The following is a 21216-nucleotide window of genomic DNA, read 5'->3' as shown; positions in this document are numbered from 1 at the left end:
TTTTCGGGGCATTCTCTTTTATAACGGTAAAAAATGCTTGTATTACACCTTCTCCGCTTTTACTTGCGCTTGTGCTTGATGTGCCATCTGCAGTAACTCCGCCAGATGCTTTACCTTACGACCGGTTTCTTGCTCAATCTGCTCTCTACAACTAAAGCCATTAGTAAGAATGATGGTTTCTTGATCGGCAGACCTGATGGCTGGCAGCAATACTAATTCGCCAACCGCTTTTGATATTTCAACATGTTCTGGATTAAATCCAAATGAACCAGCCATACCGCAGCAACCACTATCAATGTAATCTGCCTTAGCACCCAAGGCAGTTAATAAGACAACATCACCCTTGGTTCCAAACAAAGACTTTTGATGGCAATGAGAATGCACCAAGATATTGCGATCTAAGGGTGGCGGCGTGTAGCCCTGCTCAAGACCCACTACTGCGACAGGTGAATTTGGGTCTGAGTTAATCTCATTTCCGATCGCATCCAAAATCTTCTCAAGCTTTTGCTTGGCCAGATCTAAGTAACCAAAGTCATACAAAGGGCGGCCACAGCACAGAGGCGTCTTCGGCAATGTTGCCTCAAAGCCAGCATGTATCAGAACCTCAACTGCCGCATTGGCAACCTCAGGATGAAAATGTTCACAGAAGGTATCTACCCAGAGGATCACCTTCTTGTGACCAACACTTGCACCCTTAGATTGCTGAAACTGCTTTCTGAAGGATTGGTTTGCAAACTTTGGCAGGTTACGCTCTTGTGCTACACCACCAACCCATTTCGCAAGACTTGATAAGACTGGTGTTTGCATGACGCCATTAACGAGCCAAGAGAACTTGCTGGCTAGAGGAGCCCAATCACCAATACGACCCATCGTCAGAGCCTGACGAGGCCGAGTGTTGGTCTCGTGATAATGGGATAAAAACTCCGCCTTGTATGAGGCCATATCAACATGGGCAGGACAATCGCTTTTGCAGCTTTTGCACGAGAGGCAGGTATCCAGAGCATCTTTAAGCTCTTTGATATCCTCAAAGCCCAATACTAAGACTACCCGCTTTGAAGGACTATTTACCAAACGTACTTTTGCCGCCAGAGTCAGTGCGCAAGTACCTTCAGTACCCACCAAGGCACGCGCGACGTTAAAGCCATTCTCAGGAAGCAATTGATCTAAGTTATAGCCAGAAACACGTCGCTTAATATTAGGGAAACGCGCCCGAATCAAATCCGCATAGCGATCACGCAAGTTCAATAAGTCTTGATAGATTTGGCCTTTACGCCCACCAGCAGCAATAATGTCTTGCAACTCTTGATCTGAGGTTGGGCCAACCCAAAAGCGCTCACCGTCATAGGTCAGAATTTCTAGGGCTTCCGTATTTTCGAGCGTCTTACCCGCCATCACGAAGTGGGCCCCACAGGAGTTGTTAGCAACCATTCCGCCCAGAGTGCAACGGCTATGCGTAGATGGGTCTGGCGCAAAAGTGAGGCCATGCAGTTCAGCGGCATCACGCAAGGAATCACAAATGACACCTGGCTCAACAGTTGCATTGCCACCAACTGGATCTAAAGCCAGAATATGGTTGCAGTACTTCGAGATATCAAACACCACAGCGTTATTGACTGTTTGACCATTCATGGAGGTGCCAGCACCACGCATGAGGACTGGTGCTTTATTGCGATGGCAGATCTCAATACCTTTTACAAACTCTTCAGTATTTTTAGGTGTAACAACCCCAATCGGAATTTGGCGATAGTTTGATGCCTCTGAGGCATATACCGCTTGATGGGCTGTATCAAAATGAACGGAGCTTCCAAGAGCCGATGTAAGCTCAACATTCAACTGCTCCCACTGAGAAATACTACCCATGATTGTGTCCCTTATACGTTCTAGCGCCCTTTTTGGGTTTCTGCCATTCTAGCAATTCTTTGCAGTGTATGAGTTGTATGACTTCATACCAAATGCGGGACTCAGGGGGAAGAATCCAGAAAAATGATCTTCAGCAATATTTTGCAAGCTAATGAATAATCTATCTATGAATACAAAACCAAAAGTTCTTGCATTTGATGTATTTGGCACAGTGGTTGACTGGCATGGTTCCATGGCAGCGGAAGTCACTCAACTAGGACTTCCAGTTGACTCCGATGCCTTTGCAACAGCTTGGCGACAAGGCTACAGGCCAGCTATGGCACGCGTACGCTCCGGAGAGCTGCCGTGGATCAAGATTGATGATCTGCACCGCATGATCCTAGATGATGTTCTCAAGACCTTCAAAATCAATTCCTTATCTGAAGCACAAATACAAGACCTCAATCTCATCTGGCACCGCCTTACTCCTTGGTCAGAAACAGTCGAAGGCCTACACAAACTAAAAAGCCAGTTCACGATCGTGACTTTGTCTAATGGAAACCTAGGCTTATTGGCTGATATGGCGAAAAATGCTGGATTACCTTGAGACCTCATTCTTTCAGCTGAGGTTTTCCATCACTACAAGCCGGATCCAGAAACCCACCTAGGAGTAGCGGAGACTTTTAATATTCCGCCCGAAGAAGTAATGTTGGTTGCATCACATAAAGATGATCTAGAAGCTGCCCATGCCTGTGGATTACAAACAGCTTTTATTGAACGTCCACTGGAGTTTGGCAAAAATCACCTTCGCAATGATCTCCATGTGGAGCAATTTACCAACTATCACGCAAAAGACTTTCTAGATCTTGCACGCCAGCTAGGCGCATAAGATCTAAGTCTTCATTAAACGTATTCGGCTACCTCTACGAGATTATTGTCTGGGTCACGCAAATAGACAGAGCGAATCGGCCCAAGAGCGCCACGTCTAGGTACTGGACCAACACCAATGGTGACGCCATTGCTCTGCAGATGAAAAATGAAGTCATCCAAGGGAATAGCTGAAATCAGACAAAAGTCACCCGAACCAATCGTAGGAACTTTGGCTTTTGTAGGTGTTTCTGTGTCTTTATCTTGAAGATTGATTTTTAATTGTCCAAAGCGCAATGAATAACGTGACTGACCTTCTGGTCCAGTAAAAAACTCTCTCTCTCGAAACCTAAAGCTTTTTCATACCACTGTGTAGTGCGCTCAATATCTGTCACAGTCAGGACAATATGATCAATGCGATCGATAATACTTTTCAAAGCAGTCTCCAGGATGATTGGCAATAATTAATAGAGTTGCCTAATTCATCATACCGAAGAATTTACAGACTTGCCTAGACCGAGGTCTTAGAAATAAAGAAGGCCTTGGGCACTTCCGTACACCAAACTACACCATCCCCCACCTGACCTGTTTGGCAAATAGTCACGATGCGATCCATAAAGACTGGTGCAATCTCCTCATTACAGACGATTTCGATTTTCACCTTGGCGGAATAATCAGTTAACTCGTCTTTAATATTAAATTTACCGGTGCGGCTCGGAGCACTGCAATCCTCCACCTTCGTGACGGTCATACCCGGAAATCCCGGAGTCTCCAGCAAAGCTGTTCTTAAGGCTGCTAACTTATTGGGGCGAATGACCGCCTTCACTTCCATCATGCTTCCACCTCTTTATCTTCAAACCATCTATATAAGACGGGCAGTACTAGTAATGTTAATGCAGTTGATGTAATCAAACCAGCGATGACCACTGCCGCCAGTGGTCTTGTGACCTCAGAGCCCGGGCCACCTGAAAATAGCATAGGCACTAAAGCCAGCATCGCGACTGAAGCAGTCATCATGACTGGCCTAAAGCGATGACCACATCCATGCAGCAAAGCATCTTCCATAGAGTAGCCGCCTTCACGCAACTGCTTAATAAACGAGACCAACACTACACCATTAAGAACGGCAATACCCCATAAGTTAATAAATCCTACTGCAGCAGGTACAGATAAATACTCACCAGCTATAAATAGACCAACTACACCGCCGATCGACGCAAAAGGCAAGACCAAAATAACCAAAGCCGCCAATCGTATGGATTTAAATAGCATGAAGAGCAAGAAGAAGATCGCCAAAATGGTCAACGGAATAATGATCATCAAACGAGCCATAGCGCGTTCCATGTTTTCAAACTGACCACCCCACTCCAAGGTATATCCCTCTGGCAACTCAACCTGTTTAGCAATTAAACTTTGAGCCTCCTTCACAAATCTACCTAGATCTCGACCATCGACGTTGACACCAACGACCAAACGACGTTTACCTGCCTCGCGAGAAATTTGGGCTGGGCCATCCACCAAGGAAATTTCTGCTAAGTCACGCAATAGCACTTGAGCACCATCAGGAGAGTGCAGAATGATGTTCTCGATAGCATCAACCTTATCTCGATAGGGAGAAGGATATCGCAACATGAGCGGGAAACGTCTCTCACCTTCGTAGACAATGCTGGCTTGCTTACCACCAATCGCTGTTTCAATCACTTCATTTACGTCCGACACATTGATACCGTAGCGAGCAATGGCATCTCGATCAATTTTGATGTTGAGATAATTTTGTCCAGACACTTGCTCAATTCGCAAGTCATTACTACCCTTCATCTTGGTTAAGATTTGACTGATTTGTGCCCCTAGATTTTGTAAGGTCAATAAATCATCGCCAAAAATCTTAATCGCTACTTGTGATCTCACGCCTGAAACCATTTCATCCACACGAGCAGCAATCGGCTGTGAAATCGCTAATTCAATACCAGGCAGTGTTTTTAACTTATCGCGAATTTGTTGGGCAATTTCCTCTTGATTTAGGCTGCGATCTCCTAAAGGCTTTAAGGTAACGATTGGATCAGATTCATTGGGTTGACCTGGATCTGCAGGAGACTCACCTCTACCTAGACGCGATACCGCCATCTTGACGTCAGGAATTGTCATAATTCTTTTGATTGCCTCAAACTCCAATTTGATCGACTCATCTAGAGAAATATTCGGTGCACGCACAATCACAGGGGTAATTGAGCCTTCCTGCATCACAGGAATAAACGCTTTACCTAAAAGTACAAAACCAACCAAACTCGCAGCCAAAGCGATCAAAGATCTTTTCACGACCAACTTCGGATTGGAAAGACTCCAATGTAGCCAGCGATCATAAGGCGCACGAAGACGAGCAACCAGCTTCGTGTCATCCTCACTACCGCCCTTCAAAATATATGAGCACAATGCTGGCGACAAGGTAAAAGATAGGATCAGTGAGATAGTCAAAGCAATTGCAATAGTGATGGCCATTGGAACAAACATCTTGCCCTCCATCCCCTCCAAAGAGAGAAGTGGCATAAAGACCAAAATAATGATGCCGACACCAAACAAGACTGGGGTGCCAACTTCAGAGGCAGCCTCCAAAATAATACGATTTTTAGATTCTCCAGCCTTTAGTCGCTCGCCTAACTTAGCAAAGGTATTCTCTACAACCACTACCGAACCATCCACCATGATGCCGATCGCAATTACGAGACCACCCAGTGACATCAAGTTAGCAGAGATGCCATAACGATTCATAACCAAGAATGTCAGTAGCGGCGTCAAAATCAATGTAGCCACCACAATCAAGGAAGATCGCACATCGCCCAGGAATAAGAAGAGCAAAATGATGACCAAGACAACTCCCTCGACCAATACTTTCGCCACATTAAACATGGCCGCATTCACCAAGTCCGTACGATCATAGAATGGCACGATCTGCAAGCCATCGGGGAGTAATTTACCCTCGTTAATTTCAGCTACTTTTAATTTAATACGATTCACTACTTCTCGAGCATTGCCACCGCGAATCATCTGAATAATGCCCGCCACACTTTCGGTGTAGCCATTTTTAATCGCTGCGCCTTGACAGATTTCACTACCGATTGTGACCTCAGCTACGTTCCTCACGTATACCGGAATACCTTTAACCTCCTTCAGAATAATTTTGTCGATATCTTCTGGCTTGGTAATTAATCCAACGCCTCGAATCAGGTAGCGTTCTGCATAGGTTGGCAGCTGTCCACCACCTGAATTGGCATTATTTCTCGCGAGTGCTTCATACACTTCGCGCAAACTCACTTGGTAGTGACGCAAGCGCTCCGGATTAACCAGCACTTGATATTCACGCGCATATCCACCTTGAGTATTAATTTCAGCGACCCCAGGTATCGAACGCAACATTGGACGCACAATCCAATCTTGAATAGTCCGGCGCTCTTCAAGCTCATCCACCGTGAGCTCTCGGTCTCCATCAGAAGGATGATCTAAAGTGTATTGATAGATCTCACCCAAACCGGTCGAAGGTGGCGCTAGCACAGGCGTAATGCCAATAGGCATTCTGGAAGCCACCTCAATCAAGCGTTCGGTAACCAACTGTCTTGCAAAATAGAGTTCTGTCTTATCTGTAAATACCAAGGTAATGACAGAGATCCCATTACGGTTGAGAGAGCGCATCTCTGTAAGGCCTGGTAGGCTAATCATTGCCAATTCAATAGGAGCCGTAACGAAACGCTCTACCTCTTCTGGAGAGCGGCCTGGAGCTTCAGACGCAATCTGTACCTGTACATTAGTGACATCTGGAAATGCATCCACCGATAGACGCTTGGTTGCCAGCAGGCCTGCCACCATTAATACCAGAGCAATGATGGCAACTAAAAGTCGCTGCTGCAGGGAGAGGCGGACAATTTTCTCAATCATGCAGCTTAACCACCGCTCAACTGTCGTTTGCGCTCAGCATTCAGATGGAAGGCGCCATTGACTGCAATATTTTGCCCCACCTTTAGACCCGAGATCACCGGACGATATCCTTTGCCTTCAGGCCCAAGCTTTACAGCAATCATGCGATAGATTTCATCATCCTCTTTAACAAATACATAATCCTTATTATCTTCACGAATGACTGCACTAGTAGGCACTAATAATTTTTCAGTCGGCTGACTCTCAATCATCATGGTTGCCAACATTCCAGGCTTAATCAAACCGTCCTTGTTAGGAACTTCCATTCGCACCACCACTGTGCGAGTCTGAGTATTAACAATGGAATCGACGTGAGCAACCACACCTTCTATCTCTGCATTACGCAAAGCTGGAATAATCAAGCTGACCTCCTGACCCTTATGAATTAAATAAGAGTTGCTTTCTGGAATTTCAGAGACTGCCCATAAGGTATTCAAATCAGCCACTGTAAATAAAGCATCGGCAGGCTGCACTACCTGACCTTTATTGATCTTTCTCTCCACAATCTCACCAGGAATACTGGCTATCACATTATTCGTAGATTCAATCACACCGGACTTTGCTAAGCGATCAATACTAGGCTGATCCATACCTTGGACACGCAATTGATCATTTGCCGCACGATATTCCGCCTTGGCACTACTTGCCTCAGCTTCACGCTTTTGCAACTCAGCCAAAGCAATCACATCCTCTTTGTACAAAATCCTAGCTCGATTAGCTGCCTGGTCAGCCAATTGACTTGCACTCTTGGCCTTCAGAAAAGAAAGTTGGGATTGCGTTAATTCAGTAGAGGTAATTTTGGCCAAAATATCACCCTGCCTCACCTTTTGACCCGGAACGGCGAGAATATCTGACACGCGGCCTGTTACGTTCGCACCAATGCGAGATAAAAACATCTCATTAAAGTCCACTCGACCAGAAGCACGCAGCTCTTCAACAAATGAGCCGGTGTAAACCTCTCCCTCGGTAATCATGTTACGCAGGTCATCATTCACGATCACCACATTACGATCTTGCACAGACTTAATAGTCGGGCCGCGATCAAAAACATTGAAGTAATTCAGGATGATTAGAAATAGGCAAAACCAAGGAAGGTAAAAAAAGTCCTTTTTGCGTCCAGGGAGGAGCTTTATCGTATTGCTGGGCTACACGCGGCAAGTGAGTACTAAACCACTCATGGGTCAGCACATACAAATCATTTTGAGCTTTAATAACAATAGCAATCCATTTCTGCGCATAGACTTTTGCAATCGCCATATAAGGGGGGTAGAACTCCTTTAATTTAGTCTTGATGTCCGTGAACTCTTGCTTCATTGCTTTCCACTCTCAATTTTTGCAATCCACTCTGGGGTTGCTCTTAAACGCTGAATCTCAGTAACAACTGAAGCTAAGTCAAAGCGGGCTTTGATCAAATCATTACGAGCCACTCTAAATGTTCTTTGTGCATCTAAATACTCGAGCATGCCACGCTCCCCGTAACGATAAGAAACTTCAGCAATGCGACGCGCACTCGATGCCAACTGCACGACATCTTGATCCAGAATTTTTACTTGGTAACTAGTCATTTGATAGAGCTTATATGCCGTCTCCAACTGCTGCTCCAAACTTTGGCTTTGGGCGTTCAGTTGATTCTTAGCTTTAGATGCATTGGCTTCTGCTTCTGCAATCTGACCACCCTTGAAGTCCCAACCAGGAATACTCACCACTAAGCCATACAGGCGGTCAGTGAAGTTAGGATCGTTATATTGCTGAGCCTTAATAGATAGTTTTGGCAAACGAGAGTTCTGCTCAAAGCTCAACTTAGATTCGGTCGCTTCGACTTCTGCTTTTGCCCGTTGCAATTCAGGGCTCTGTGCATGCAACTCACTGAGCAAAATTGGTAAAGCAGGCAAAGGTTCGATCTTGAGGGGCTGAGAAACAACTTCATAGTCTGCTGGCAAGTCATATCCGACCACCTGCCTCAGTTGACCCTTGGCCTGCTCAACTCTGAGCTTGCTAGATTCAGCATTAATTTGCGCATTTAAAAATTCTGTTTATGCACGAATTAATTCAAATCGAGCAGTCTCACCAACGTCATAACGAATTTGCATACGATCGCGAATTTGCTTCGTCAATCCCAAATCCTCTTCGGCCGCCTTTAACTCTGCATCACGACGCATCAACTCATAAAAACGTTGCTGCACCCTGGAAATCATTTCAATTTCAAAGGCAATACGAGCTGCCTCGGCAGCTCGCAGATTAGCCTCAGCTGCATTCACACGAGGATAGCGGGTATAGGGCATACCAGCGGCTGGGTCACCGACCACGATGACACATTGCCAGTAGTCAGTGATCCAGATACTGATTTTTGCTGTCCAGTATTGAGCTCAAACTCTGGATTGGGAATTGCGCGAGCAGAAGAGAGTTGCCCCTTGATTACCTTGGATTGATCTCGTGCCGCCAGCACTTGAGAGCTCGACTCTAAGGCGATGCCAATCAACTCATTTAGCGTCAGTGCCTTTTGAGTTTGTGCACTCACTCGGCCTGCAGACAAGATACAGACTGCCAACATCAATGCAGGAACTAAATGATTCATTACGACTATTTTAGAGAATAAATAAGATCTCTCATTATCTCGCCTTATTAAATTAAAAATATGTGGAATTCCCCAAATAAGGGATTTGGACATGATTTTGAGTGGGTAAATCAACGATCGGGGTTGCAAATTCAAAAGATAACCATTTATGTTAATTAAAATGGTCTTGCCTTGATATTGACTCACCTTTATATCGGACCCAAAGGCCGAATTGTCGATATACAGGACTCAGAGGACTGAGCAGGCTACTCCCCACATGTAAGTCTCTTATTAGATCATACTTATGACAAATAAATAGGGTTGGGAGTGAATTGCTCATATATAGATGTGTTTTGAAAATCGTCCATATTGCTGGCTTTTATGAAATGCTTTCTGAACCAGCTTATAAATTTTCTTAAGGCACATTTCCAGCGCTGTCCGCTTATCCCTTGCCGCCATGCTCACTTCGATTTGATGGTGGTCAAATGTCTCTAAGCTAATCATGCAATGTCGATTGCAAGCTGTCTTCGACGATGCAACTGCGGTGTATTGAATCTTAATTTTTCGCACCATCCAAAAAAGTCGTTTCAAGGAGAATTTCACTCGATTCTCTGTGAAGGCTTTTAATTCTGGTTCAAGGTCTTCCCTACCATCCAAGATTACATTCATTGCCATCCTCCTCCGCTAAACACAAGCCCAGAATAGATGAATCTTTATTCCTAATAAAGAAGAATTTAATTGATTTAAATTCAGTATTTATATGAGTATCTAAAGATAAAAAAATGCCCTCAACACGAGGGCATAAAAGAGTGCGGCTGGATTAAAACTAATCGATCACTACAGCCATCAGCGCGGTTGCAGCACCAGCACCTAAGGCTGGAATACCCCAACGCTCAAGCGCTGGTAATGTGCTGCCAGTTACCACCTCTACCGGAATATCGCTGATCTCTAGTAGTCTTGCAGTTGTAGAGTTCTCAAACAAACGGCTCAGAGAATTTTTCTTTGAAGTGCCAATCACAATGCGACCACATTCAAGCCGCATAGCCTCATCACGAATAGCGCTACCTTTATCACCACATGCGTAGGAAAAGGAAAAATTCAGGCCATGATTCTTAAGATAAGTAGATGCCGAAGTTGCAGCTAGAGTTGCACGCTCAGCATGCCATTCATTAACAGTTTGCTTACTCAAGAATTTACCGATATGGCGATATAAAGTAGGCTGTACATTGAACAAGTAAAAACTTGCGTTTGAATCCTGACCATAAGTCTTTACAGCATGCTTTACTGCCATATCTGAATTTTTTGAACCATCCACAGGAATTAAAATTTTATTCATTTTATTTTCTCCAAAATTAGGGGACTGCTCTTGTAACACCATACTTGCAGACTCCGGAGCTACAACCGAAGGAGCAATCACACCTTCAAGCGCACGTCTACTTCTAATAAAACCGCTTATTAATACGCCGAATACAACAGCAACTTGAATCACGTATTCCAAAGCCGAACTTTGGGAGGCAAGCTATTCCTTGGAGAACGGCTCAGAAACCATCATTTTTGCCGCGGTCCAAGCGAGGACGCCAGCGCCCAAGTAGGTCACCGAAGGGTAGCGCTCAACGAGCTTGAGTATTTGAGTGGATCCCCAGATAACCACAGGGATACTGATCAACAAGCCAAGCACAACCAATACATAACTACCGTGAGATGCGCCAGCCACAGCGAGTACGTTGTCTAGGCCCATAATGGCATCTGCAATCACAATAGCTTTCATTGCACCCCAAAAGGTTGTAGAGGCTTGACCGTGCTCATCACTCTCTTGCTCAGGATTGAGTAAGCGATAAGCAATCCATACCAGCAGCAATCCACCAATCAACATTAATCCAGGGATCTTGAGTAGATACACGACCACTAGCGTCATAGCACTTCTGACAGCAATTGCACCTACGGCACCCCAAATAATCGCCTTTTTCTGAAGATGCGCTGGCAAGCTTCGGGCAGCCATCGCAATAACAATCGCGTTATCACCTGCAAACACCAGATCAATCACAATAATTGCCAGCAATGCCGAAAAAAATTCCGGGCTAAATAGTTCCAATTTCATCTCCTCAGTTAATTGCCCATGAATTCCATGGATTTCGATAGGGTTAATGTAGGCTGATTTGCATTTAACTAAAAGCAGATATATATTGATCATAATTTCGTAAAAAAACTGATAATTAATATGGTCTTTAGCTACCGACATTTGTATTACTTCTGGGTAGTAGCCAAGGAAGGCAGCATGTCTAAGGCAGCGGAGCGCCTCAACATTGCCCTTCAGACAATTAGCGTCCAGTACATGAATTAGAAAAATCGCTTGGTTATCTGCTATTTAAACCAGCCGGCAGAGGAATTGCCCTGACTGAATCGGGGTTTGCAGCCCTAGCAATTGCCGATCAAATTTTTCTTTTAGGAGAAAGGCTTCCAGAAGCAGTGAGAGATGCTGCAAGCCCCCCCTAAAACTAAAATTACAGTTGGCGTATCGGATGGCCTCCCTAAGCTGGTAACTAGACAGTTATTAGAGCCCATTCTAGAAAAAAATGATGTTCAACTGATTGCGCATGATGGAGAGTTTGAGGATCTCTTAGCCGATCTAGTGCTTCATAGATTAGATATTGTTTTAGCTAACAGACCCGCACCGATCAACAAAAATCTTCATGTCTATAGCGAGGAATTAATCAAGTCATCGATTGCCTGGTTTGCCCCCAAGAAGTTATTGAAACAATCTAAAAAGCTTTTCCTGCGTGTCTTAATGATCTGCCCGTCCTATTGCCAACCTCGCACTCAAAGGTTAGGCACCTGATCGATCAATGGTTCGCACAAAATGGCATCAACCCAAATATTGCAGGCGAGTTTGAGGATAGTGCCCTACTAAAGACCTTTGCAGCTAGCGGCCTTGGAGTCTTTCCAGCTGGAGAAAGTATCAGAAAAGATTTGCAAGAAACTTATCACATTGAGATGATTGGTAAATGCGAGGATATCTACGAATATTTTTATGCCATTCGTTCAGAGAAGAAAATTCAACACCCACTAATAGAGGCAATAATTAAAGGGGAAAGTCTTATGCCCAGCACATCAAGACATAAGACCTTGAAATAACTACGTAGATTTTTTTCGCGCTCTCGGCATCTCAGACTTTTTAGCGCTAGAAAACTGACTCATATTTTCTACACTCTTTTCAAAACCCCCAAATGAGTCTGCCATTGCCGCGCGGATCAACTCAAAATTCTGAAGCGCATTACTAAATGAGGCTTTAAATACAGAAGTGTATGGCTCAGTTCCTGCAGGAGCATTTTGAGTAGCTTCATTCACAAAATGAATTAAGTCATGCTGAGAGTCTTTAATCATCGACTCGGCAATTTTTGCTAGCTCTTTATTTCCACTAGCCAGAGCTTGAAAAAGTTGAGCCTGATAGTCAGCCACTTCTTTTGCAGCATCTTGCAAGACTTCCGCGTGGACACAATCAAATGCTGCTTTAGGGTCTTGTGTTTTCATCAGCTCGGCAACTTTAGCCTGCAATCGAGTGGAAAGCTCTTGAGCAGCTCGCTGATTTAACTGAGTAATCTCCTGAGCACTAGTCAGCGCTACCTGGCCAACTGCTTGTGCAGCCTTCATACCTTTGGTCTGACTTGCCATTGCGCCTAAATCAAATGGATTCTTGCTCATTTATGACCCCTTATTTAATCAGTGATGATTTAATCTACTCCCGAATTATCGGTATGGAGATAGAGAAATACCACTAGAGGAGATGGTGGAAATGAAAAGAGTGCCCTGAGGCGCCCTTTTTAATGGCTTAGCTTTACTTAGCGTACGACAATATTTGCCCCCTGACGCAATTCGGATAAAAACTCAAATTGCTTCTTCTGCATTAAACCTTTACGAATAGCTGCTTTAGCCTGCTCAAAAGTTGGCGGCTTACTAGATTTTTTATCTTCCAATTTAATTAAATACCAGCCTTGTGGCATCTGAATTGGCGCCGGCGAAACCTGACCTTTAGAGAGTGTTACAAGAACACTGGCGATTTGCGGCAAGGTCTGACCTGCTTGCACCCAGCCGACAGCCCCACCCTGCACTTTGTTGGGTGCCAGCGAAACACTCTTAGCCACTTTATCGAAAGACTCACCTTTTTTAATTCTAGCTAGGGCGGCTTGTGCATCAGCCTCAGTGGCAACAGCAATATCACTGACCTTATATTCAATAATCATGCCTTGTGATCCCAATGAAGCAACCTCACGGTTGTACTCTGCCTGCACATCAGCATCAGTTACTGGATTTTTTGAAATGTAAGTAGATAACTCTAAATCCGCTAAATAATTTTGGCGAATGAGGGCCAGTTGACTATTAGCTCTATCAGAATTTGCAAGGCCGTCTTTTTCAGCCTGCTGAGAAAGAAGAGAAATCTCAATCATCTTCCCCAAAACTGCTTTGCGAAGTTCTGGAGAATCCTTTTGACCTTGAGACAAGGCTGCTTGGATCCCCTGTTCAACAGCATCGTTAGAAATGATCACCCCGTTAACGGAGGCAGCGGCATTAATCGGCAATGAGTCTTGAGAACAGGCGATAGAAGCAAAACCTAATGCCATTACAGCACTAATAAAAAAACGAATGGGATGCAGTTTCATAAAGAACTCTTTTCTAAAATATAGGGGCAATATTAACAGCTAGGCTTTACTAGAATGCAAAGGTGGCAGGGATTGGCTCAAACGGAGCGGCTGATTCTGCTCCCTGCGCTTCCGCCTGTTCCTCTCCCTCTGGGGTTTTAATATAGCGAGAGTCCAATGGCACATTCGGCTTCTGACTGACCGGTGGCCTTTCCAGATATACCGGGCCCGCTGGAGTCTCCATTGGCGCAATGGGCTAATTATTAAACTCCTGTATTTGTGCAGGGGTATAAGGTGAATATGTTTGTGCGATTGCAGTCATTGGCGGCGCAAAAATCAAAGCAAGTCTAACCACCAGCATCGCTTTTACCTGTATAGAATTATTCATAAACCTTTCTTGTTTTCACTTAGGCCAGTAAGCCGTCAGCAATTAATTTAATGCTTGCCACTAGCAAGAAGAATTGGACAACGATGTAGTACCACTTGGCTGAAATCTTTTTGGCCAAATAAAATCCTAAATAGACCCCTACTGGCACTAAAGGCAATAGTAGGATTGAGGTAGCTAATTGATTGAACTTGAGTAAATCGAGATGAGCATAGGGTAGCAACTTCCCAAAATTAATCACCGTGAAAAAAATACCCAAAGTTGAGGTGTACACCATGGGTGCGACTTTTTCTCTCAACATATAGATTGTGATGGGAGGGCCACCAATGTGGGCAACAAAAGAGGTGAACCCAGATACACCACCCATCAACCTTCCAAGCCATGGGAATGGTTTGGCCTCTTGCAAATTCAAGCGCGACATCACTAAGTTCTGAATTAAAAACAGCAAGGTAAAGACGCCAATTGAGAGTGAAAGAATTTTGGGGGTAATCACAGAGAAAAAGAGGTAGCCCAACAACATGCCAAATGCAGCAGGTAGCAGAACTAACTTTAAGATTCGCCAATCGGCATTTTTGAGAAATCGTCGTAACCCCACTAAATCAATTGCAATCAAGAGTGGTAATAGGATTGCCAGAGCCTCATGAATGCTCGACTGACTCGCCATTAGCGGCAATGACAGCACTCCCAAGCCTGCACCAAAGCCACTTTTGGAGATCCCCACAATGACGACGCTGATAGCAGCCAATATAAAAAAGACTGCAGAGTGGTCATTAAAGGCCTGAGCCAATGAAATCATGAGGGGGTTTTCAAATACAGAATCAATGTGAGTTCATTTTAGAGTTAAGCTACGATTTAACATTAATGGGAGAAAGCCAATCAGTAGCCCACCCAAACCTAGAAGGTTGGTTAATAAATCAAATGTGGGGATGCTGTAGAGAGCAATAAACACCATAAACAACGCAGACATCAGGGGCCAAAGCACATATCCAAAGGCGCTCCCAAACCCAGCGTGGATTTTGTGACGATAGTGCCATGCACAAGCAAACCCCGCGAGACTCATATAAAAGCAAATCTGAAACCCAATAGTCAGAATGGAGCTCGATAGAATGACTTTCACTGAAGGCATATATGAAGAGGTAAAGAGCAATAGCATGCCCATAGCCCAGATCACTACGGTTGCCATCCAAGGCGTTTGCCACTCTGGATGAATCTTGGCATACCTAGAGTGCAACATCCTATCTCTCGACATTGAAAAAAGGCTGCGACTAAATTGCAGAATCTGTGTCTCAATAGTACCTACAGTACTTAAGATCGTACAAAAGACCGCAAGATAGTTCCAAGGCTCCGGAAAGAGTTTAGTGGCCACAGCAAATAGGACATTGGTGTCTGCGTTCGCAATTTCTGCATCTGTCAGCACAATCAATATAACGACGATCATAATCGTAAAAAACAGCATCATATTTAATACGGACCAAAATGCGCCGGTACTTGCGGTGCCGGAAACTTGCTTAGCGCTGGATTTACTCTCCTCGCTCAAGTTCATGGTCACATCCCAACCCCAGAAAAAGAAAATAGCGGTTAATGCTCCAGTTGCAAATAGTTGAGGTGAGAATGAGAACGGTGAAAACCAAATCACAGAAGGCAGGTGTACTGGCGTGTCCCAATAATGAACAAAACCTCCAATAATGAGTGCAAGCAATATGGCTGTTTCAAAAATAGTAAATGTGATTTGTACATAACTAGAATGTTTAATACCGCGAGTAACTACAGCGGTAATTAAGGTTAACCAGATGGCTGCGACTCCAGCAACCGCTTCAGTATTTTCTGTATATGCCGGCGCAAGCAACAGGAGGGTTGAGGTGGCCGCCGGAATAGTCGCTGAGACCATAAAAAATACTGAAGCAATTAAAAGCCCCCAGCCTGCAAAAAATCCCCAAATTGGACCAAATACATGACCTACCCAAGCATATGCGGCACCAGCATTCGGCGTGATCTTACTCAAGTGAATAAAGGCCAAGGTAATGCCAAACATGATGAGGCCGCAGTACAGGACGCTAGCGACCGATAAAACGCCCACTGCAGACACAATGGTTGCCGTTGTGACCGCAACACTAAAAGCAGGTGCAGTCCCAGCAATGCCCATCACAAAAGACTCGAAACCACCGAGGGTATTTTTTGCTAGTTCTGGGTTATCAGGCATATTACGTGATGCTTTATACAAGTAAGTAATGGGGGTATCCTAAACCATCGCACTATATTGAGTAGATGTCCATGAATCTATCGGTAAGGTATACAGACAAAATACATCCTTTAGGTGATGGGAAAACGTATGCGATTCGCCCAATTCATTCAGACGATCGTGATCGAATCATTGAGCTATTCAATCACCTCTCACCTGAAAGTCGCTACCTCCGATTTGCCCACGCAATCTCCAAACTGCCAGATGACTTTCTGGATGACATTTTGCATTTAGACTATGCAAAAGAAATGGCTCTAGTTGCAGTCGTTCCAAGTCAAAACGGTGATGAAGAGATTATTGGCATTTCACGTTATGTAACCCCACCCAATAAAAACGTTTGTGAGTTCTCGCTTAGCGTAAGTGATCACTATGCAGCACATGGAATTGGGACACATTTGATGCTTGACCTAATCGCATATGCAAAAGAAAATAAATTACAAGAAATGCTTGGGTATGTCTTGAGCAAGAATCCAAAAATGTTGCATCTGGTTTCTGAGTTGGGTTTTCAAGTTACCAACCTTGATGATGATCCCGACTTTAAAACCGTCAGCCTTCTACTGTGAGCCCAATAATGAAAACATCCCATCAAATTCATGCAGAGTCATCCACCCTCATCCTGATTGATTTACAGGGGCGTCTGATGCCCGCAATTGATCAAGGTGAGTCGGTGCTAAATCAATGTATCCGCAGCGCCAAAATTGCCCAACTTCTTGGAATTCCAATCATTGGTACAGAACAAAGTCCAAAGAGCCTAGGAAGCAATATTGAATCTATTAAATCTTTTTGCAGCCAAACAATCAGCAAAGAGCATTTCAATGCCTGTGCGGATGGCCTGTCAGCAGCCATCCCCACCAATCGCCAGCAATGCATTCTGATGGGATGTGAGACTCATGTGTGCTTAATGCAAACCGCACTGAAATTAATCGATGAGAGTTATGACGTATCCATAGTGGTGGATGGAGTTGGCTCACGCAGAGCGCTCGATAAACAAATCGCCCTTGATCGACTGAGTGCTGCTGGGGCCAGACTGATTACCGGAGAGATGCTGGGATTTGAGTGGTTAAAGAGCGCTCAAAATCCAGTCTTCAAAGAAGTTCTAGCCCTACTGAAATAATAGCGCTGGGCTAGCCGAGAGTTTATTTGCTATTCTGCAGCATCACTTAAAGGATTCTTATGACGAATGACACTCAAACCCAAAACGACGAAGATTTTGACTATGGGTGCGAATGCGCCATGACACTCTTAAATGAGCCCACAGAAGATTGTCTCAACGACCTGATTGATGAGCTTGATGAAGATGGCATGATCGCCACTGAAGTGGTTTATGGCTTATTGGCAACTATCCTCATGAGCATTACCTCGGAAGATGAAGGGGATGAGGAAGTTCAGTAAGAAGAACTAAGTCTGAACTTGTAAAGCATATTGATCCATGGCGCTTGCCATGGCGATATCGAGCTCAGTCAAAGCCTTCGTGGAATGGGTGCTCAAGCGCACCGCCACCCGGTTCCAAGAATTAGACCAATCGGGATGATGATCTAGTTCCTCAGCCTTATTTGCACTCAGCGTCATAAATTCAAATGCTGCTTTGAAATCCCAAAATACAAATACTCGCTCTAACTCTTGGGTGGCTGGATTAACCCGCCAATCGGGCAAAATTGTTGCAAAGTCAAAATCATTTGCAACTAGCTTTGGCTTAGGCACTGGGGGCATCCACACTCTTAGACAAGCTCTGTAAATCTTCTGGATATAGCCAACGCCACTCACCTTCCTTCAAATCGGCAGGCATACGGTATTGGCCGATTTCAGTACGATGCAGCTTAGCAACATGGTTGCCCACTGCAGCCATCATTCGTTTGACTTGATGGTAGCGACCCTCAACAATCGTCATTGCCAAAACATACTCGCTCAGCTGCTTGCATGCCGTAGCAAAACACGGCTTTGGGTCATCGTCCAGCACAACGCCACTTAACAAGTGATCCATCTGCTTTTGAGTAATAGGTTCAGGCGTAGTTATCTCGTATACCTTGCCAATATTTTTCTTTGGCGTAGTCATCTTATGAATAAATTGGCCATCGTCCGAAATCAAAATCAGGCCAGTGGTATCAAAATCCAAACGCCCGACGCACTGCAAGCCCCGCTCTACAAACGGCTTTGGTAACAAACTGTAGACGCTGGGGTGATATGTAGTTTTATGAGAGCACTCATAGTTTGGCGGCTTATTAAAGGCAATATAGGCTTTTTCATGAAACTCCCAATCTTTGCCTTCTACATTGAGCATCAAACCCTCAGTCGCAATACGCTCCTCGGGATCTTCTGCCAAAACACCATTGACTTTGACTAGGTCAGCATAGACTAAATCGCTGCAATAGCGCCTAGTGCCAAATCCTTGGCTAAATAATATTTTTTCGAGAGAAATCGGTTTGGCCATATGATGCCGAGAATACTACAAAGCAGACTGACTCCGCGACAGTGAAATGAAGCCGTTATGATTGAGACATACTATCTCTTAGCTTCTCACTTACCGCCGCCATGCTCTCAACTCCAGCAAACAGAAATCCACTCCATACCCGTGAAATTACTTTTCAGGGCTATGCCCGAGAGGACGGCTTATGGGATATAGAAGCCCATTTGCGAGACTTCAAATTTCATCCTTTCACTACTGGCGGGAAAACCTGGGAGCCAGGCCAAGCATTTCATGACATGTGGGTTCGAATTACTGTGAATACTGAATTAGTGATCCTAGCCATCGAGGTGTCCATGGATAGCCGCCCTCACCCCGAATGCCCTCAAGTAATCCCCCCAATGGATGCGCTGATTGGCGCCCGCCTTGGTAAGGGTTGGCGCAAAACTATTAATGAACATCTTGGCGGAATTAAGGGCTGCACGCATTTACGCGAACTGCTCAGCAATATTGCTACCGCCGCATTTCAATCGATTCCTGGAGCACTCTTTGATCCGGATGACAACAAGCCACCACTGTATTTGGGGACTTGTAAATCTTGGGACTTTGACGGGCCAGTAGTAATGCGCGCATATCCCAAGTTTTACAAATGGAAGCCTACGGTCTAGATTGCTTTAAACCTCACCGCGGTGAACACTGAAAGCATTAAAACCTTGCTGTACTGGCATTATCTCCACCAAATTAATATTCATATGACTTGGTAAGTTAGCAGGCCAGTAAATTGCCTCTGCCACATCATCCGCACTTAATGCCTTAACACCACTGTAGACCTTGCCCGCTTTATCGTCATCACCCTTAAAGCGCACATTTGAAAACTCTGTACCTGAACTCATCCCAGGCTCAACACAGGTAACACGAACTGGTGTACCAACTAAATCCGCCCTCAGGTTCAAACTAAATTGCTGCACAAAGGCTTTGGTTCCGCCGTAGACATTGCCGCCCGGGTAGGGATAGCTTGCGGCTACAGAGCCTAGATTAATGATGTGACCACATTTACGCTCCACCATTCCAGGCAAGAAAGCGCGCGTCATATGCACCAGCCCCTTGATATTGGTATCAATCATTCGATCCCAGTCTGAGAGAAAGGCTTGATGCGCTGGCTCCAAACCCAAAGCCAATCCAGCGTTATTCACTAGCACCGTTACCTTGGCAAATTCTGCCGGTAATGTTGCCGCAAGGCTATCAACCTGTGCGCTGTCACAAACATCCATAGCCAAGGTGAGTAATTTTTTCTGCTGCTCTACAGGAAGGGATACTCTTAAAGCATCCAAGCGCTCCACCCTTCTGCCTGCAGCAATCACTTTATGGCCATTGGCCAGAAAACGTCTAGCAGTTGCCTCTCCAAAACCAGCAGTAGCGCCAGTTACCAAAACGGTATGTTCCATAATTTCCTACTTATTTTTGTAATTGACCGATTCATTTATATTACTGCGTATATGGCATTGTTGCGGATTTTCACCTACATCTTTACTTCATTGATTCTGCTTGGATCAATGGGAGGAGTTTTGGCTGATGAAAGCAAGTTCTCAGGGGGCTTTCTTGACCTAGAAAAAGCATCGGATCAGTATTCAAGTCAGCAGGTTCTGGAATTTTGGGGCTATCACGATACCTTTGGGGAGCAAACTCAAGCCGACACTCTAAAGTTGCGTTACTACCAGCCACTCCACTTTGATCAGTGGCGCGGAACCATGCGGCTCGATACTTCCTACGTTTCAACTTATGGCCCCGAACTTCCGCAGCATCGCACTGGCACTTATAGCGCCGGCAACACGATGCTCACCGTCTGGGGAAATCATCCCAATGTTCTGAAAAACTGGGAAGGAACCCTGGGTGGTCGAATTGTCTTTCCTTTTGGCAATTACGGGCAATGGGCAGTAGGCCCCCAAATTGGCACTGCGTATATACCCCGACCAGGAAGTAATTCACGCCTCTCAGACTTTTCTCCGCTCTTACGATACATGTATGGTTTTGATACCAAGGGCAATTCATTTGCGAACAACCCCAGTCAACCACCCCTAGTTCGCAATCTCAATATTTTTCCGACCCTAGGTTTTAACCTCTCTCCCGATACGCAACTTCGATTGTGGGATGAGAATGGAGTTATCTGGAATACAGGTGGAGGTGGTGGCTGGTTTGTTCCACTCGATGCGATGGTGACCCACCGTCTCAATAAACATTTCTTGTTTGCAGTAGGTGCTAGCAAGCAGGTGGTGCAGAGTTATCCTGTTTACGACTGGTCGTTTTATGGGAAGCTATCGTTTAATTTCTGAG

27 protein-coding genes and 2 pseudogenes are annotated in these 21216 nt (G+C 44.9%); 9 read left to right on the top strand and 20 right to left on the bottom strand.

Annotation, left to right across the window (positions count from 1 at the left end):
* Positions 1 to 42 precede the first annotated feature (42 nt).
* The gene (locus DXE44_RS01635) at positions 43 to 1860 is read right to left on the bottom strand and encodes an FAD-binding and (Fe-S)-binding domain-containing protein (protein WP_114652130.1); all 1818 of its coding nucleotides are present in this window, start codon (positions 1858 to 1860) and stop codon (positions 43 to 45) included.
* 151 nt (positions 1861 to 2011) lie between these two features.
* Here DXE44_RS01635 and DXE44_RS01630 point away from each other — a divergent pair.
* Positions 2012 to 2728: pseudogene (locus DXE44_RS01630) on the top strand (haloacid dehalogenase type II).
* Between the two features lie 14 nt (positions 2729 to 2742).
* On the opposite strand, the gene DXE44_RS01625 reads toward DXE44_RS01630, so the two are convergent.
* From DXE44_RS01625 to DXE44_RS01575, 12 genes and pseudogenes are all read right to left on the bottom strand, one after another.
* Positions 2743 to 3003 (bottom strand): VOC family protein, encoded by a 261-nt coding sequence (locus DXE44_RS01625; RefSeq protein ID WP_231970534.1) that lies wholly within the window; start codon positions 3001 to 3003, stop codon positions 2743 to 2745.
* Complete coding sequence (locus tag DXE44_RS10495) at positions 2985 to 3143, bottom strand: VOC family protein (protein ID WP_231970533.1); 159 nt, start codon at positions 3141 to 3143, stop codon at positions 2985 to 2987. The genes DXE44_RS01625 and DXE44_RS10495 overlap by 19 nt, the downstream gene beginning before the upstream one ends.
* 74 nt (positions 3144 to 3217) lie before the next feature.
* Positions 3218 to 3541, bottom strand: a complete 324-nt coding sequence (locus tag DXE44_RS01620) for a P-II family nitrogen regulator (protein ID WP_114652128.1) — start codon at positions 3539 to 3541, stop codon at positions 3218 to 3220.
* Positions 3538 to 6633, bottom strand: coding sequence for an efflux RND transporter permease subunit (locus DXE44_RS01615; RefSeq protein WP_114652126.1), 3096 nt, complete (start codon positions 6631 to 6633; stop codon positions 3538 to 3540). The genes DXE44_RS01620 and DXE44_RS01615 overlap by 4 nt, the downstream gene beginning before the upstream one ends.
* A 5-nt stretch (positions 6634 to 6638) precedes the next feature.
* Positions 6639 to 7691 (bottom strand): efflux RND transporter periplasmic adaptor subunit, encoded by a 1053-nt coding sequence (locus DXE44_RS01610; protein WP_114652124.1) that lies wholly within the window; start codon positions 7689 to 7691, stop codon positions 6639 to 6641.
* 22 nt (positions 7692 to 7713) lie between these two features.
* Complete coding sequence (locus DXE44_RS01605) at positions 7714 to 7986, bottom strand: hypothetical protein (protein ID WP_114652122.1); 273 nt, start codon at positions 7984 to 7986, stop codon at positions 7714 to 7716.
* A complete protein-coding gene (locus tag DXE44_RS01600; RefSeq protein WP_162785845.1) occupies positions 7983 to 8612 on the bottom strand; it encodes a TolC family protein in 630 nt (209 codons plus the stop codon). Before DXE44_RS01600 ends, DXE44_RS01605 begins: the two co-directional genes overlap by 4 nt.
* A 93-nt stretch (positions 8613 to 8705) precedes the next feature.
* Complete coding sequence (locus DXE44_RS01595) at positions 8706 to 8954, bottom strand: TolC family protein (RefSeq protein WP_114652118.1); 249 nt, start codon at positions 8952 to 8954, stop codon at positions 8706 to 8708.
* Positions 8927 to 9247, bottom strand: coding sequence for a hypothetical protein (locus DXE44_RS01590; protein WP_114652116.1), 321 nt, complete (start codon positions 9245 to 9247; stop codon positions 8927 to 8929). The genes DXE44_RS01595 and DXE44_RS01590 overlap by 28 nt, the downstream gene beginning before the upstream one ends.
* A 315-nt stretch (positions 9248 to 9562) precedes the next feature.
* On the bottom strand, positions 9563 to 9895 hold the full coding sequence (locus tag DXE44_RS01585; RefSeq protein ID WP_162785844.1) for a hypothetical protein: 333 nt from the start codon (positions 9893 to 9895) through the stop codon (positions 9563 to 9565).
* 157 nt (positions 9896 to 10052) lie between these two features.
* Positions 10053 to 10562 carry a universal stress protein gene (locus DXE44_RS01580; RefSeq protein ID WP_162785843.1) on the bottom strand — a complete coding sequence of 170 codons (510 nt, stop codon included), beginning with the start codon at positions 10560 to 10562 and terminating at the stop codon, positions 10053 to 10055.
* Positions 10563 to 10751: 189 nt separating this feature from the next.
* Positions 10752 to 11324, bottom strand: a pseudogene (locus tag DXE44_RS01575) (TerC family protein); the annotation flags it as partial.
* Between the two features lie 120 nt (positions 11325 to 11444).
* On the opposite strand from DXE44_RS01575, the gene DXE44_RS11140 reads away from it, so the two are divergent.
* From DXE44_RS11140 to DXE44_RS11130, 3 genes are all read left to right on the top strand, one after another.
* Positions 11445 to 11567 (top strand): LysR family transcriptional regulator, encoded by a 123-nt coding sequence (locus tag DXE44_RS11140; protein ID WP_331851824.1) that lies wholly within the window; start codon positions 11445 to 11447, stop codon positions 11565 to 11567.
* Between the two features lie 132 nt (positions 11568 to 11699).
* The gene (locus tag DXE44_RS11135; protein WP_331851823.1) at positions 11700 to 12062 is read left to right on the top strand and encodes a type 2 periplasmic-binding domain-containing protein; all 363 of its coding nucleotides are present in this window, start codon (positions 11700 to 11702) and stop codon (positions 12060 to 12062) included.
* Positions 12029 to 12358, top strand: a complete 330-nt coding sequence (locus tag DXE44_RS11130; protein ID WP_331851822.1) for a LysR substrate-binding domain-containing protein — start codon at positions 12029 to 12031, stop codon at positions 12356 to 12358. The genes DXE44_RS11135 and DXE44_RS11130 overlap by 34 nt, the downstream gene beginning before the upstream one ends.
* On the opposite strand, the gene DXE44_RS01565 is transcribed toward DXE44_RS11130, so the two are convergent.
* The 4 genes from DXE44_RS01565 to DXE44_RS01550 form a co-directional block, all read right to left on the bottom strand.
* The gene (locus tag DXE44_RS01565) at positions 12359 to 12925 is read right to left on the bottom strand and encodes a phasin family protein (protein WP_114652110.1); all 567 of its coding nucleotides are present in this window, start codon (positions 12923 to 12925) and stop codon (positions 12359 to 12361) included. It abuts the gene before it with no gap.
* Between the two features lie 137 nt (positions 12926 to 13062).
* The gene (locus DXE44_RS01560) at positions 13063 to 13881 is read right to left on the bottom strand and encodes a peptidylprolyl isomerase (RefSeq protein WP_114652108.1); all 819 of its coding nucleotides are present in this window, start codon (positions 13879 to 13881) and stop codon (positions 13063 to 13065) included.
* A gap of 386 nt (positions 13882 to 14267) precedes the next feature.
* Positions 14268 to 15041 (bottom strand): sulfite exporter TauE/SafE family protein, encoded by a 774-nt coding sequence (locus DXE44_RS01555; RefSeq protein ID WP_114652106.1) that lies wholly within the window; start codon positions 15039 to 15041, stop codon positions 14268 to 14270.
* 33 nt (positions 15042 to 15074) lie between these two features.
* On the bottom strand, positions 15075 to 16445 hold the full coding sequence (locus tag DXE44_RS01550; RefSeq protein WP_114652104.1) for an APC family permease: 1371 nt from the start codon (positions 16443 to 16445) through the stop codon (positions 15075 to 15077).
* 65 nt (positions 16446 to 16510) lie between these two features.
* Between DXE44_RS01550 and DXE44_RS01545 the strand changes: the two genes are divergently transcribed.
* Genes DXE44_RS01545 through DXE44_RS01535 form a run of 3 tightly spaced genes read left to right on the top strand, consistent with a single transcriptional unit; the run spans position 16511 to position 17876 of the window.
* The gene (locus DXE44_RS01545) at positions 16511 to 17047 is read left to right on the top strand and encodes a GNAT family N-acetyltransferase (RefSeq protein WP_114652102.1); all 537 of its coding nucleotides are present in this window, start codon (positions 16511 to 16513) and stop codon (positions 17045 to 17047) included.
* Between the two features lie 8 nt (positions 17048 to 17055).
* Positions 17056 to 17598: an isochorismatase family protein gene (locus DXE44_RS01540; protein ID WP_114652100.1), complete on the top strand. Its 543-nt coding sequence runs from the start codon at positions 17056 to 17058 to the stop codon at positions 17596 to 17598.
* Between the two features lie 59 nt (positions 17599 to 17657).
* Positions 17658 to 17876, top strand: a complete 219-nt coding sequence (locus tag DXE44_RS01535) for a hypothetical protein (protein WP_114652098.1) — start codon at positions 17658 to 17660, stop codon at positions 17874 to 17876.
* A gap of 6 nt (positions 17877 to 17882) precedes the next feature.
* On the opposite strand, the gene DXE44_RS01530 is transcribed toward DXE44_RS01535, so the two are convergent.
* Both DXE44_RS01530 and DXE44_RS01525 read right to left on the bottom strand, forming a co-directional pair.
* On the bottom strand, positions 17883 to 18194 hold the full coding sequence (locus DXE44_RS01530) for a 4a-hydroxytetrahydrobiopterin dehydratase (RefSeq protein WP_197712804.1): 312 nt from the start codon (positions 18192 to 18194) through the stop codon (positions 17883 to 17885).
* Entirely contained in the window at positions 18178 to 18912 is a 735-nt protein-coding gene (locus DXE44_RS01525; RefSeq protein WP_114652096.1) for a pseudouridine synthase, read from the bottom strand. Before DXE44_RS01525 ends, DXE44_RS01530 begins: the two co-directional genes overlap by 17 nt.
* Before the next feature lie 101 nt (positions 18913 to 19013).
* On the opposite strand from DXE44_RS01525, the gene DXE44_RS01520 reads away from it, so the two are divergent.
* Entirely contained in the window at positions 19014 to 19553 is a 540-nt protein-coding gene (locus DXE44_RS01520) for a DUF2889 domain-containing protein (RefSeq protein WP_114652094.1), read from the top strand.
* A 6-nt stretch (positions 19554 to 19559) separates the two neighbouring features.
* On the opposite strand, the gene DXE44_RS01515 is transcribed toward DXE44_RS01520, so the two are convergent.
* Positions 19560 to 20330, bottom strand: a complete 771-nt coding sequence (locus tag DXE44_RS01515) for an SDR family NAD(P)-dependent oxidoreductase (protein ID WP_114652092.1) — start codon at positions 20328 to 20330, stop codon at positions 19560 to 19562.
* Positions 20331 to 20381: 51 nt separating this feature from the next.
* Here DXE44_RS01515 and DXE44_RS01510 point away from each other — a divergent pair, with 51 nt between their 5' ends.
* Complete coding sequence (locus DXE44_RS01510; RefSeq protein WP_231970532.1) at positions 20382 to 21215, top strand: hypothetical protein; 834 nt, start codon at positions 20382 to 20384, stop codon at positions 21213 to 21215.
* Position 21216: the final 1 nt, after the last annotated feature.

This window comes from Polynucleobacter necessarius, from assembly GCF_900095175.1.
Classification (GTDB): Bacteria; Pseudomonadota; Gammaproteobacteria; order Burkholderiales; family Burkholderiaceae; genus Polynucleobacter; species Polynucleobacter necessarius_I.
Note: the sequence above shows the minus strand (reverse complement) of the source record. Positions and strands in the feature narration are given on the sequence as shown.